The following is a 12,703-nucleotide window of genomic DNA, read 5'->3' on the forward strand; positions in this document are numbered from 1 at the left end:
GTAGGCTCTGCGCCGTGACCGCCGCCCGTCGACTGCTGCCCGCCTCGCTGCGGAGCGGGGCGTACGTCGCGGTCGCGATGGGGATCATGAACGTCGCGACGTACGGCTTCACGGTGATCGCCGCCCGCGTGCTCGGCCCGCGTTCGTACGGCGCGTTCGCGTCGCTGATGGCCGCCCTGCTGGTCATCTCGGTGCTCCAGCTCGGGCTGCAGGCCACGGCCGCGCGCCGGATCGCGTCGGAGCCCACCCACGTCGCCCAGATCGAGAAGACGGTCCTCGGGGTCACCTACCGCGCCGCCATCGGGCTGGGGGTGGTGCTCCTCCTGCTCACCCCGGTGCTCAACGCCGTGCTGCGCCTCGACAGCCTCGCGACCGCGGCACTGGTCTCGGCGGTGTCCGTCCCGCTCACGATCATGGGCGGGCAGGCCGGCATCCTCCAGGGCGAGCGCCGCTGGGGCGCCCTGTCGGTCGTCTACATCCTCAGCGGCGTCCCGCGCATCGTGATCGGCACCGTGATCATCCTCTGGCAGCCGACCGAGCTGGCCGCGCTGGTCGGCGTCGGGATCGGAGCCTGCTTCCCGATCATGGCCGGCTGGTGGTTCCTGCGCCGCCCCCGTGACCTCGGGGTGGACTCGGAGGACCACGGCTTCCGCCGGGTGGCCCGCGAGATCGTGCGCAACTCGCAGACGCTGCTCGCGTTCTTCGCGCTGTCGAACGTCGACATCATCGTCGCCCGCAACGTGCTCGACGAGCACGACGCGGGCCTGTACGCCGGCGGCCTCATCCTGACGAAGGCCGTGCTGTTCCTCCCGCAGTTCGTCGTCGTGGTCGCGTTCCCGTCGATGTCCACGGTCCAGGAGGCTCGCCGCACGCTCGTCGCGAGCCTCGGGCTCGTGCTCGGCCTCGGCCTGCTCGTCGTGCTCGGCACGTCGCTGCTCCCCGACCTGGCTCTCGTGTTCGTCGGCGGGGACGAGTACACCGAGATCGCCGACCACCTCTGGGTCTTCGCCGTGCTCGGCACCGTCCTCGCGATGCTGCAGCTGCTCGTCTACTCCGTGCTGGCGCGCCAGGGCCAGCGCTCGGCGTACCTCGTGTGGATCGCTCTGGTCACCGTGGTCGGGCTCGGGCTCAGCTGCTCCACGCTGCGCGGCCTGCTGACCGTCGTGATCTCGACGGACCTCGTGCTGCTCGCGGCGCTGCTCGCGATCAGCCTGACGGTCATCCAGCGGCCGACGCGCACCGCGAGCCGCGCGCCCGCGCCGACCGTCGATCAGTGAGCGGCTTCGTGCCAGCTGCGGCCGAAGCCCACTGACACGTCGAGCGGCACGGCCAGGTCGGCCGCGCTGCCCATCTGGTCGCGGACGAGCGTCTCCAGCGCCTCCTGCTCCCCCGTCGCGACCTCGAACACGAGCTCGTCGTGGACCTGGAGCAGCATCCGGGACTGGAGGCCGGCCTGGTCGATCGCCTTGTCGACGTTGAGCATCGCGACCTTGATCAGGTCGGCAGCCGAGCCCTGGATCGGCGCGTTGAGCGCCATCCGCTCGGCCATCTCGCGGCGCTGGCGGTTGTCGCTGGTCAGGTCGGGCAGGTAGCGGCGCCGGCCCCAGATGGTCTCGGTGAAGCCGGTCTTGCGGGCCTCGTCGACCACGCCGCCGAGGTACTCGCGGATGCCGCCGAAGGTCTGGAAGTACTCGTCCATCAGCCCGCGCGCCTCACTCGGGTCGATCCCGAGCTGCTGCCCGAGGCCGAAGGCGGACAGGCCGTAGGCGAGGCCGTAGTTCATCGCCTTGATCTTCGCGCGCATCTCGACGGTCACGTCGTCGGCCGGTACGTCGAAGACCCGCGCCGCGGTGATCGAGTGGAAGTCGCGACCCGACTTGAACGCCTCGATCAGCAGCTCGTCCTCGGAGAGGTGGGCCATGATCCGCATCTCGATCTGGCTGTAGTCGGCCGTCATCAGCGACTCGAAGCCGGGCCCGACGACGAAGCCCTCCCGGATGCGACGGCCCTCCTCGGTGCGGATCGGGATGTTCTGGAGGTTGGGGTCGGTGCTGGAGAGCCGGCCGGTGGCCGCGATCGTCTGGTTGAACGTCGTGTGGATGCGGCCGTCGCCCGAGACGGTCTTGAGCAGTCCCTCGATCGTCTGCCGCAGCCGCGCCACGTCGCGGTGGCGGAGCAGGTGCAGCAGGAACGGGTGCTCGGTCTTCACGTAGAGCGCCTGCAGCGCGTCGGCGTCGGTCGTGTAGCCGGTCTTGGTGCGCTTGGTCTTCGGCATGTCGAGCTCGTCGAACAGCACCACCTGGAGCTGCTTGGGCGAGCCGAGGTTGATCTCCTTGCCGATCACGGAGTACGCGTCGTCGGCGGCCTGGCGCACCTCGGCGGCGAAGTGGCTCTCGAGGCTCTCGAGGTGGTCGCTGTCGACGGCGATGCCGGTCTGCTCCATCTTCGCGAGCAGGCGGACCAGCGGCAGCTCGACCTCGGCCAGCAGCCGCGCGCCGCCGGCGCGGTCGACCTCGGAGTCGAGCGCCTCCGCGAGGTCGATGACCGCACGGGCGTGCAGCATCGCCGTGGACGCGGCGTCCTCGCCCTCGTCGGCGAACAGCGTGCCCTGGTCGGTCTCGCCCTCACCGCGCAGCTCGCGACGGAGGTAGCGGAGCGTGAGGTCGGCGAGGTTGTAGGACCGCTGGTCGGGCTGGACGAGGTACGCCGCCAGCGCCGTGTCGCTCACGAGTCCCCCCAGCGTCCAGCCGTGGGCGGCGAGGGCGAGGATCGGCCCCTTCGCGTCGTGGAGCACCTTGCGGCGCTCCGGGTCGGCGAGCCACTCGGCGAGCGCCTTGTCGTCCTCCGGGCCGAGCCCGGCGACGTCGAAGTACGCCGCGAGGCCGGTCACGGCCGCCAGGGCGATCCCGTCGACCGAGCCGGTGCCGGAGCCCCAGGAGCCGCGGATGTGGACGCCGACGTGCTGCTCCCCCAGCCCGGCCAGGAAGTCGCCGACCTCACCCGGGCCGAGCACGCGCCCGGCCAGCTCGAAGCCGCCCTCCTCGACGGGAGGCTCCTCCTCGGCGCCGAGGGTCTCCAGCGCGCGGGTGCGCAGCTCACCGCGGAACTCGAGCTCGTCGAACAGCGTGAGCGTGGCCTGCCGGTCCCACCCCTCGCTCAGGAGGTCGTCGGGAGCCACCTCGAGGTCGAGGTCGCGCACCAGCGCGTTGAGCCGGCGGTTGCGGATCACGTCGCCGAGGTGCTCGCGGAGCGCCTCGCCCTTCTTCCCGGTGATCTCGTCGGCGTGGGCGATCACGTTGTCGAGGCCGTCGTACTGGTTGATCCACTTCGCGGCGAAGCCCTGACCGACTCCCGGCACTCCGGGCAGGTTGTCGGAGGTCTCCCCCACGATCGCGGCGAGCTCGGGGTAGCGCGCGGGGGGCACCTTGTACTTGTCCTCCACGGCCGCCGGGGTCATCCGGGCGAGGTCGGAGACTCCGCGCATGGGGTAGAGCACCGTCGAGCGCTCGGTCACCAGCTGGAGCGAGTCGCGGTCGCCGGTGAGGATCAGCACCTCCATGTCGTCGGCGGTGAGGGCCTGGGTGACCAGCGTGGCGATGATGTCGTCGGCCTCGTAGCCGTCCTTCTTCAGGAACTTGATGCCGAAGGAGGTCAGGACCCGCTCGATCAGCGGCAGCTGGCTGCTGAACTCCCCCGGCGTCTTGTTGCGCTTGGCCTTGTACTCGGAGTACTCCTCCAGGCGGAACGTCTGGCGCGAGACGTCGAACGCGACGGCGACGTGGGTCGGCTGCTCGTCGCGCAGCACGTTGACGAGCATCGAGGTGAAGCCGTAGACGGCATTGGTGTGCTGGCCCGTCGCCGTGGAGAAGTTCTCCACGGGCAGCGCGAAGAAGGCGCGGTAGGCGAGCGAGTGACCGTCGAGCAGCAGCAGGCGTGGCACCCTGCCGACTCTAGTGGCCGGCACCGACAGGCAGGATGAGGCCATGACCGACGAGCTCTCCCTGGACGACTTCCTCGCCTCGATGCCCCAGGGCATGGGCGTCCTGAACGAGAAGATGGGCATCCAGCTGACCGAGATCTCCGCCGAGCGGGTGGTCGCGACCATGCCGGTCGAGGGCAACACGCAGCCCTACGGGCTGCTCCACGGCGGCGCGTCAGTGGTGCTCGCCGAGACCCTGGGCTCGGTCGGCTCGGCGATCCACGCCCAGCCCGACCGGCTCTCGGTCGGCATCGAGATCAACGCGACCCATCACCGCTCGGCCACGTCCGGCACCGTCACCGGGACGGCCACCGCGATCCACCTCGGCCGCACGACCGCGACGTACGAGGTCGTGATCACCGACGAGCGCGGCAAGCGTGTCTGCACGTCGCGCATCACCTGCGCGCTGATGCCGCGGGAGCGGTACGCATAGGCCGGCGCGCACCTCACGGGGCCTCGACACGCCGGACGCGACTTCGTTCCTCAGTCGCGCGGCTCGCTCGACCACCAACAGCGGATCCGCTGACGCGTCTCCGCTACCCCTCGACGCTCGCCCGGCTGCGGCGCAGCGAGCGGCGGGCGGCGAGCACCTGGGTCAGCTGCCGGCCGTTGCCGGTGGCGACCGGGCGGCGGTGGACGCTGAGCCGACTCCGCACCGCGTGGGTCGTGGCGACCCGCAGCACGGCGTACGGCCCGAGCGCGATCCGCGCCATGAAGCGGTTGGCGTCGCGGGAGCCCGCGACGGCCGCGGTCGCGACGTGGGGGATGCCGAGCTCCTCGGCCCACGTGACCGCGGCGTCCATCAGCGCGGTGCCGACGCCGTGCCGCCGGTACTGCGGCAGCACGTGCGGCGAGAGCGCGCGGACGACGGGCTCGAGGTTGAGCGCCGACATCGTCGTGCGCTCGAGATGGACCGCGCCGGCGAAGTGGCCGTCGTACTCCGCCACCACGATCCGCTGGTCGTCGGCGGCCAGGACGACCCCGATCACGGTCTCCATGTCGAGGACCTGGTCCTCGGGACCGACCCTGCGGATGACGTCGGACCACGCCTCCGCGAGGTGCGGCGCGTCCTCGGGGGTCACCGAGCGGAGTGACACCAGGGAGCGACTCATCGCGCCATAGCCTTTCCTGGACCTCTCAGGTCTGCCGCGTCTCCCGTCCCCCGAACGCGGCTCCAACGGAAGAGACTACGCTCAGGCTCCCCGAGATGTCAGAGGAGTCCTGTGATCCCCGGTATCGGCACCGTCGTGAACGTCGCCACCGTGCTGATCGGGAGCACCATCGGGGTCCTCCTCGGCAACCGACTGCCGGTGCGCACCCGCGACGTCGTGACCGACTCGCTGGGCCTGGTCACGCTGCTGATCGCGGGTACGTCGGCGATGGCGGTGCTCGACGACGACCTCGCCGACCGGGTCGGCGACAGCGCACCGATGCTGATCGTGCTCGGCTCGCTGCTGGTCGGCGGGATCGTGGGCTCGCTGCTGCGGCTGGAGTCGCGGGTGGAGTCCTTCGGCGGCTGGCTGCAGCAGCGGCTCGCGGGCGGCACTAGCTCCGCCGAGCGGCACCGCTTCATCGAGGGCTTCGTGATCTCATCCCTCGTCTTCTGCACCGGCCCGCTCACGATCCTGGGCGCGCTCAACGACGGGCTCGGCAACGGCGCCGAGCAGCTCTTCCTGAAGGCGGCCCTCGACGGCTTCGCCGCGATCGCGTTCGCGGCGTCCTTCGGCTGGGGGGTCGCGGCGAGCGTCGTCACCATCATCGCGATCCAGGGCAGCCTCACCCTGATCGGGCTGGGACTCGGCGACGTCCTCCCCGACGCCCACCTCGCCGCGATCACCGCCGCCGGAGGCCTGCTGCTCGTCGGCGTGGCGCTGCGGCTGCTCCGCGTGCGCGAGATCCCGGTCGCCGACCTGCTCCCCGCGCTGCTGGTCGCGCCCCTTCTGGTGCAGGTCGTGGGCGCGCTTCATTGACGTAACGGTTCGCTAACGACAGTGTTCCGTACCACCGGTTGCCCTGTGCCCAGCCCTACGGTGACAAGGCTATGCCCGTACCAAACCCGAGGACGGGCGCGGTGTAGTGCATCAACGCGACAGAAAGGTTCACCCCGTGAATCGATCCAGAACCGCCACTTGGGTGCGGCTGATGGCGGGCACAGCCGCCCTCAGCTTCGCCCTGACCGCTTGCGGAGGCGACTCCGACGATGGTGGAGACGAGCCCCAGGCCGAAGACACCGCCACGTCCGAGGCCCCCGCCGCGGACTCGTTCACCAACGACAAGTGCGCCGGCAGCGCGACCAGCGCCGACTCCTTCCGCGTGGGTGGCATCCTGCCGCTCACCGGCAACCTGGCATACCTCGGCCCGCCGGAGATCTCTGGCGTCGGCCTGGCGGTCTCGGACATCAACGCCGCGGGCGGCGTCGGCGGCGCACAGGCCTGCCACGACGTCCAGGACTCCGGTGACTCGACCGACATGTCGGTCTCCACCGCGTCTGCGGGCACCCTCGTTGCCAGCAAGCCCTCCGTGATCATCGGTGCCGCGTCGTCCAGCGTCTCGCTGAACGTCGTCGACACCTTCGCCGACAACAAGATCGTCCAGATCTCGCCGGCGAACACCGCGGTGGACCTGTCCGGCTACTCGCCGTGGTACTTCCGCACCGCTCCGCCGGACGGCGTCCAGGGCAACGCGCTCGGCACCCTGATCTCGACCGACGGCTACTCGAAGGTCGGATTCCTGGTGTTCAACGACACCTACGGCACCGGCCTGCGCAACGCGGTCGAGCAGACCGTCACGGCCGCCGGTGGTTCCTGCGTCTACGGCTGCAAGGGCCAGGGCGACGAGTTCCCGGCCGGCCAGACGACCTTCTCCGCCGAGGTCAGCGGCGTCCTCGCCGCCAAGCCCGACGCGATCGTCGTCCTCGCCTTCGACGAGACCAAGTCGATCATCCCCGAGCTCAAGGCTCAGGGCTGGGACATGGCGAAGACCTACCTCTCCGACGGCAACACCGCCGACTACAGCGCGGACTTCGAGCCGGGCACCATGGAAGGCGCGCAGGGCACCATCCCGGGCGCCGACCCGGAGCAGGGCTTCAAGGACCGTCTCGTCGGCTGGTACGACCAGGCCGAGGGCCAGCAGCTCAAGGACTTCGCGTACGGCGCCGAGTCCTACGACGCCACCATCCTCGCCGCGCTCGCCGCGGTGAAGGGCGGCGGCACCGACCCGGCCACGATCAAGGACAACATCGCGGCCGTCTCCGGCGCCACGGACGGCGAGGAGTGCACGTCGTACGAGGACTGCGTCGCCCTGCTGGACGAGGGCAGCGAGATCCGGTACGCCGGTCCGTCGGGCATCGGTCCGATCGACGACGAGAACGACCCGTCGTCGGCGTTCGTCGGCATCTACACCTACAACACCGACAACAAGAACGAGCTCACCAGCACCGTGGAGGGCAGCAAGTGATCTGACGATCACCTGCTGAGCTCTGGCAAGGGGCCCCGGACTTCGGTCCGGGGCCCCTTGTCGTTTCCCGGGTCTGTCGTTCGCACGCAGCTGCGCGGCGGTCGGGGAGTTTCATCGAGACCCACCGAATGCGAACGGCCCGCCCCAACCGGGACGGGCCGTTTCGTCGTACGCCGAGGCTCAGGCCTCGTGGTCTCGGGACTCGTCGACGTCCTTGGCCAGCGTGCCGAGGTAGAGCTCGATGACCTTCGGGTCGTTCGCGAGCTCGCGTCCGGTGCCGGTGTAGGCGTCCCGGCCCTGGTCGAGCACGTAGCCGCGGTCGCAGATCTGCAGGCAGCGGCGGGCGTTCTGCTCCACCATGACCACGCAGACGCCGGTCTTGTTGATGCGCCGGGTGCGCAGGAACGTCTCGTCCTGGCGCACCGGCGACAGGCCCGCGGAGGGCTCGTCGAGCAGCAGCACCGACGGCTCCATCATCAGCGCCCGGGCCATCGCCAGCGACTGGCGCTCGCCACCGGAGAGCGCGCCGGCGCTCTGGTTGCGCCGGTCGTGCAGCACCGGGAAGAGGTCCCACATGGCGTCGAGGCGCTCGCGCACCTTCTTGGGGCGCAGGAACAGCCCCATCCGCAGGTTCTCCTCGATGCTCAGCGACGGGAAGACGTTGTTGGTCTGCGGCACGAAGCCGACGCCCATCTCCACCAGCTGGTTGGTGCGCAGGTTCGTGATGTCACGATCGCCGAGCATCACGGAGCCGGAGTGCACCTTCACGAGGCCGAACATCGCCTTGAGGAGCGTCGACTTGCCGGCGCCGTTCGGGCCGATGATGCCGATCATCTCGCCCGGGTAGGCGACCAGGCTGCAGCCGTTGAGGATGTTCACGCCCGGCAGGTAGCCGGCGACGACGTCGCGGGCCTCCACGACCGCCGATCGGGTCTCGGTGGCGGTGCCACCCGTCTGCTGCTCGGTCATCGCAGTCCCTCCGCCTCTTCCTCGGCCTCGCGCTCGGCGTCCGCGGCCGCGACCTCCTCGGCGAGCTCCTCCATCGTCGCGTCGGTGAGCAGTGCGTCGTCGCCGAGGTCGGTGTCGTGGTGCGCACCGAGGTAGGCGTCGATCACGGCCGGGTCGGACATCACCGTGTCGGCCGGGCCCTCGGCCACCAGCCGGCCCTCCGCCATCACCGCGACCCAGTCGGAGATGTGGCGGACGACGTGCATGTCGTGCTCGACGAACAGCACGGTCGTGCCCTCGTCGCGCAGGCTCTGGATGTGGCCGAGCAGCGACTGGGTCAGCGCCGGGTTCACGCCGGCCATCGGCTCGTCGAGCATGATCATCTTGGGATCGCTCATCAGCGCCCGGGCCATCTCGAGGAGCTTGCGCTGGCCGCCCGAGAGGCTGCCGGCGTAGTCGTTCTTCTTCTCGTACAGCTTGAACCGCCCGAGCAGCTCGTCGGCCTTCGCCTCGATCTCCGTCTCCTGCTTGCGCCAGGTGCCACGGAAGATCGACTTGAAGAGGTTCTCGCCGGCCTGGTTCTGGGCGCCGAGCATCATGTTCTCGATCACCGTCATGGCACTCAGCGCCTTGGTGAGCTGGAAGGTCCGGACCATGCCGGCCTGGGCCACGCTCGACGCCGAGGTCTTGTCCAGCTTCCTGCCGTCGAAGGCCCAGTGCGCCCCCTCGCCGGCCGAGGTCGGCCGGTCGAAGCCGGTGATCAGGTTGAAGAACGTCGTCTTGCCGGCACCGTTCGGACCGATCAGCGCGGTGATCAGGCCGCGCTGCACCTCCATGTGCTGGACGTCGACGGCCGTCATGCCGCCGAACTGGCGGACGATGTTGTCGACCACCAGGATCGGGTCCGGCTTGCTCGAGCCCGGCTCGGCGTCGAAGCCCGCGACCAGCTCGCGGCGGGCCGCCGGGTCCGCCAGGTTGCGCGGCGCGACGGCCGACGAGGACATCTGGTCAGACATTGAAACGCAACTCCCTCTTGTTGCCCAGGATGCCTTGTGGCCTGAAGATCACGATCAGCATCAGCGCCACACCGACCACGATGTAGGAGAACTGCTCGGTCTGCTGGCCGTTCATGATGCTGTCCGGCACGTACGCCGCGGCGGTGTACTTGATCCCGATGCGAGCCGCGAAGAAGAGGATCGCGCCGAGGACCGGCCCGAAGATCGTCGCGGCGCCACCGAGCAGGAGCGCCGTGTAGCAGAAGAACGTCAGCGAGCGTCCCATCGAGTCCGGCTGCACGCTGGCCGGCAGCACGTACATGATCCCGCCGAGCGCACCGAACAGACCGCCGATGATCAGCGCCTGCATCTTGATGGCGAAGACGTTCTTGCCCAGCGAGCGGATCGCGTCCTCGTCCTCGCGGATGCCGCGCAGCAGGCGGCCCCACGGGCTGCGGACGAGCAGGTAGACCAGGAGCGTGCACAGCAGCACGAGACCCCAGGCGACGAACCGGACCCACCAGCCGTTGACACCGGTGCGCTGGTTGGGGACCGGGAAGAGGAAGAACAGGAGGAACAGGCCGAAGACGATCAGGCCCATCATGAGCGCGGCCTGCGCGATGCCGCCGAACGCGCCGCCCTTCCGCAGCCGTTGGACCACGAGCACGATCACCGCGACCACGACGACCCAGCCGATGATCCGCACCCACGCCGCGCCGTCGGCGACGTCGGTGTAGTTGAACGGGAGCAGCGTGAACGCCCCGCCGCCGAAGAACGACAGGCTCGTGAAGGGATCGCGGAACTGGCTGCCGGGGATGCCCTGGGCAGAGCCCGTGAAGTCGGTCAACAGAGCCGATCTGCCGACGTACCTGATGATCTCTGCCGCCGAGATCGTGACGATCGCCAGGTAGTCGCCGCGCAGCTTGAGCGTCGGCGCACCCAGGATGAGCGCGAAGACGAACGCCGCGGCGAAGCCCAGCAGGACGCCGACGATCATCGGCAGGCCGTGCCAGATCGAGATCGCGAAGCCGTAGGCCCCGAGCAGCATGAAGGCCGACTGGCCGATGTTGATCAGGCCCGTGAAGCCGAAGTGGATGTTCAGGCCGATCACGGCGATGGCGACGGCAGCGGTCTGGGGCGAGAGCGCCTCGCGCATCATGCCGTTGAGGATGAACTGGATGGTGTCCATGGCTGCCTCCCTTACCCGACCCGCTGGGCCTTGCCGAGCAGACCCTGCGGCCGCACGAGCAGGAGCAGGATCAGGATCAACATGGCCGTCGCGTACTTGAAGTCACCGGGCATGCCCAGCACCGGCGACAGCTCGACCACCAGGCCGATGATCAGCGCACCGATGAGCGCGCCGAACGCCGTACCGAGGCCGCCGAGCGTGACCGCGGCGAAGAGCAGCAGCAGGATCTGCATGCCGGAGTCCCACTTGATGCCGTTGGTGACCAGGGCGTAGAGGAGGCCGGAGAGGCCCGCCAGGCCCATCGCGACGGTCCACACCAGGCGGATCACCCGGTCGGTGTCGATGCCGGAGGCGGCTGCGAGCGCCGGGTTGTCGGACACCGCGCGGGTGGCGCGACCGATCCGGGTCCGCAGCAGCGCGTAGCCGACGGCCGCCAGGACGACGATCGAGATGGCCATCGCGACGATGGACTGGTTGGTGATCGTCACCGACCCGAACGTGCTGACCTCCGGGTTGTCCTGGACAACGCGGACGGTGCGCGCGCCGACGGCGTACTGGAAGGAGTACTGGAGGGCGAGCGAGAGGCCGATCGTCACGATCATCATCTGGATCAGCCCCAGGCCACGGCGTCTGAGTGGTTGCCAGAGCACTCTGTCCTGGAACCACCCGCTGAAGGCACACACGATGACGACGAGGATGCCGCCGACCCAGAGGCTGAGGCCGTTCTGGTTGATGAAGAGGTAGCCGAGGAGCCCGCCCAGCGTCACCTGCTCCGCGTGCGCGAAGTTCGAGAGGCCGGTGGTGCCGTAGATCAGCGAGAGACCGACGGACGCGAGCGCGAGCAGCAGGCCGAGCCGGAGCCCGTTGACGGTGCTCTGGACGAGCTCGTCGACCTTGCTGGTCTCGGCGCTGTAGGAGCCGGTGCGGACGTCGATCGTCGCGGCCTGCGTGGCGCCCAGCTTGACGGTCACGTTGATCTCGGGCCGGTCGGTCACCACGTCGTCGGGGAGGCTGTCCTCGTCGAGGGTGACGGTGTAGTCGCCCGGCTCCGAGACCTGGACGTTCCACTTGCCGGTCTCACCGGTGGTGACCTCCTCGGAGAACCCACCCGGTCCGGTGATCGTGATGGTCGCGTCGGGAACGACGTCGGCCTCGGTGCGTAGCGTGCCGGCGATGCAGCCCGCCTCGGGTGACGGCATGCACAGCGTCTCCACTGCATGTGCCGGCCCCGATGACATCAACGCGAGCAGTGGCGCGAGCAGCAGCGCGAGAACGAGTCCCGCTGCCCCCCGGACCATCGTCCGCTCGCGGACGACGTGTCGAGACTTCAACTCGGTCCTCCCATCCAGAACCCGGCTGGGTTCGCACGGCAGTCTAGGGGTCAGTGATGTGCTCCGCGCCACAACCCGGCGCGCGGCGTCGGTGCGCGCGACGGCGTTACCGAAGCGTGATCGGGCCGAGACACGTCCGCATCGTCCCGGCCGGGCCCCGGCCTTCAGCCGGCGATCCCGGGTCCGTGGGTGATGACACCCTCGGCGACCTGGCGCATCGAGAGGCGCAGGTCCATGGCGGTCTTCTGTATCCAGCGGAACGCCTCGGGCTCGGAGAGGCTCAGCTGCTCCTGGAGCACGTTCTTCGCACGCTCGACGGCCTTGCGGGTCTCGAGCCGCTCGGAGAGGTCGGCGACCTCGGCCTCGAGCATCGAGAGCTCGGCGAAGCGGCTCACCGCCATCTCGATCGCCGGCACCAGGTCGGACTGGCTGAACGGCTTGACCAGGTAGGCCATCGCACCGGCGTCGCGGGCCCGCTCGACCAGGTCGCGCTGCGAGAACGCCGTCAGGATGACGACCGGCGCGATCCGCTGGCCCGCGATCCGCTCCGCGGCCGCGATGCCGTCGAGCACGGGCATCTTGACGTCGAGGATCACCAGGTCGGGGCGCAGCTCCTCGGCCAGCTCGACCGCCTTGGCGCCGTCGCCAGCCTGGCCGACGACGTCGTACCCCTCCTCGGAGAGCATCTCCGCGAGGTCCATCCGGATGAGGACCTCGTCCTCGGCGATCACGACCCGGCGCGCAGCGCTCTCGGGCGGCGGCTGGTCGGTCGGGTCATTCACGGGCAGAAGGGTAGCGGCCCGTG

Annotated in this window: 11 protein-coding genes; 4 read left to right on the forward strand and 7 right to left on the reverse strand. The window is 69.7% G+C overall.

From position 1 onward, the window contains the following. Window positions 1-14 precede the first annotated feature (14 nt). Entirely contained in the window at window positions 15-1,277 is a 1,263-nt protein-coding gene (locus tag ACFQQI_RS24875; protein WP_378569308.1) for a lipopolysaccharide biosynthesis protein, read from the forward strand. Here the strand turns inward: ACFQQI_RS24875 and polA are convergent. After that, complete coding sequence (gene polA / locus ACFQQI_RS24880) at window positions 1,271-3,985, reverse strand: DNA polymerase I (protein WP_378569309.1); 2,715 nt, start codon at window positions 3,983-3,985, stop codon at window positions 1,271-1,273. The genes ACFQQI_RS24875 and polA overlap by 7 nt on opposite strands. On the opposite strand from polA, the gene ACFQQI_RS24885 reads away from it, so the two are divergent. Continuing rightward, complete coding sequence (locus tag ACFQQI_RS24885) at window positions 3,984-4,412, forward strand: PaaI family thioesterase (RefSeq protein WP_378569310.1); 429 nt, start codon at window positions 3,984-3,986, stop codon at window positions 4,410-4,412. The two genes, polA and ACFQQI_RS24885, sit on opposite strands and share 2 nt — an antisense overlap. 103 nt (window positions 4,413-4,515) lie before the next feature. Here ACFQQI_RS24885 and ACFQQI_RS24890 read toward each other — a convergent pair whose 3' ends face one another. Next, window positions 4,516-5,091, reverse strand: coding sequence for a GNAT family N-acetyltransferase (locus tag ACFQQI_RS24890; RefSeq protein WP_378569311.1), 576 nt, complete (start codon window positions 5,089-5,091; stop codon window positions 4,516-4,518). Window positions 5,092-5,202: 111 nt separating this feature from the next. Here ACFQQI_RS24890 and ACFQQI_RS24895 point away from each other — a divergent pair, with 111 nt between their 5' ends. Together ACFQQI_RS24895 and ACFQQI_RS24900 are read left to right on the forward strand one after the other, a co-directional pair. Beyond that, on the forward strand, window positions 5,203-5,949 hold the full coding sequence (locus tag ACFQQI_RS24895; protein WP_378569312.1) for a DUF554 domain-containing protein: 747 nt from the start codon (window positions 5,203-5,205) through the stop codon (window positions 5,947-5,949). Between the two features lie 172 nt (window positions 5,950-6,121). Next, window positions 6,122-7,435, forward strand: coding sequence for an ABC transporter substrate-binding protein (locus tag ACFQQI_RS24900; RefSeq protein ID WP_378569314.1), 1,314 nt, complete (start codon window positions 6,122-6,124; stop codon window positions 7,433-7,435). A gap of 180 nt (window positions 7,436-7,615) precedes the next feature. Here ACFQQI_RS24900 and ACFQQI_RS24905 read toward each other — a convergent pair whose 3' ends face one another. The 5 genes from ACFQQI_RS24905 to ACFQQI_RS24925 all read right to left on the reverse strand — a co-directional run bounded on the left by ACFQQI_RS24905 (window position 7,616) and on the right by ACFQQI_RS24925 (window position 12,680). Next, window positions 7,616-8,404: an ABC transporter ATP-binding protein gene (locus ACFQQI_RS24905; protein WP_378569316.1), complete on the reverse strand. Its 789-nt coding sequence runs from the start codon at window positions 8,402-8,404 to the stop codon at window positions 7,616-7,618. After that, window positions 8,401-9,399 (reverse strand): ABC transporter ATP-binding protein, encoded by a 999-nt coding sequence (locus tag ACFQQI_RS24910; RefSeq protein WP_378569318.1) that lies wholly within the window; start codon window positions 9,397-9,399, stop codon window positions 8,401-8,403. Before ACFQQI_RS24910 ends, ACFQQI_RS24905 begins: the two co-directional genes overlap by 4 nt. Then, the gene (locus ACFQQI_RS24915) at window positions 9,392-10,567 is read right to left on the reverse strand and encodes a branched-chain amino acid ABC transporter permease (RefSeq protein ID WP_378569320.1); all 1,176 of its coding nucleotides are present in this window, start codon (window positions 10,565-10,567) and stop codon (window positions 9,392-9,394) included. Before ACFQQI_RS24915 ends, ACFQQI_RS24910 begins: the two co-directional genes overlap by 8 nt. A gap of 11 nt (window positions 10,568-10,578) precedes the next feature. Continuing rightward, a complete protein-coding gene (locus tag ACFQQI_RS24920) occupies window positions 10,579-11,766 on the reverse strand; it encodes a hypothetical protein (protein WP_378569322.1) in 1,188 nt (395 codons plus the stop codon). Window positions 11,767-12,062: 296 nt separating this feature from the next. Continuing rightward, the gene (locus ACFQQI_RS24925) at window positions 12,063-12,680 is read right to left on the reverse strand and encodes an ANTAR domain-containing response regulator (RefSeq protein WP_378569324.1); all 618 of its coding nucleotides are present in this window, start codon (window positions 12,678-12,680) and stop codon (window positions 12,063-12,065) included. Between the last annotated feature and the right edge of the window lie 23 nt (window positions 12,681-12,703).

This window comes from Nocardioides sp. GCM10030259 (assembly GCF_042666375.1).
GTDB lineage: Bacteria > Actinomycetota > Actinomycetes > Propionibacteriales > Nocardioidaceae > Nocardioides.

Excerpts from the sequence above, each read along its gene's own strand:
- ACFQQI_RS24885 (WP_378569310.1), top strand. The coding sequence starts at position 3,984 with ATGACCGACGAGCTCTCCCTGGACGACTTCCTCGCCTCGATGCCCCAG.
- polA (WP_378569309.1), bottom strand. The coding sequence starts at position 3,985 with ATGGCCTCATCCTGCCTGTCGGTGCCGGCCACTAGAGTCGGCAGGGTG.
- ACFQQI_RS24890 (WP_378569311.1), bottom strand. The coding sequence starts at position 5,091 with ATGAGTCGCTCCCTGGTGTCACTCCGCTCGGTGACCCCCGAGGACGCG.
- ACFQQI_RS24900 (WP_378569314.1), top strand. The coding sequence starts at position 6,122 with ATGGCGGGCACAGCCGCCCTCAGCTTCGCCCTGACCGCTTGCGGAGGC.
- ACFQQI_RS24905 (WP_378569316.1), bottom strand. The coding sequence starts at position 8,404 with ATGACCGAGCAGCAGACGGGTGGCACCGCCACCGAGACCCGATCGGCG.
- ACFQQI_RS24910 (WP_378569318.1), bottom strand. The coding sequence starts at position 9,399 with ATGTCTGACCAGATGTCCTCGTCGGCCGTCGCGCCGCGCAACCTGGCG.
- ACFQQI_RS24915 (WP_378569320.1), bottom strand. The coding sequence starts at position 10,567 with ATGGACACCATCCAGTTCATCCTCAACGGCATGATGCGCGAGGCGCTC.
- ACFQQI_RS24920 (WP_378569322.1), bottom strand. The coding sequence starts at position 11,766 with ATGCCGTCACCCGAGGCGGGCTGCATCGCCGGCACGCTACGCACCGAG.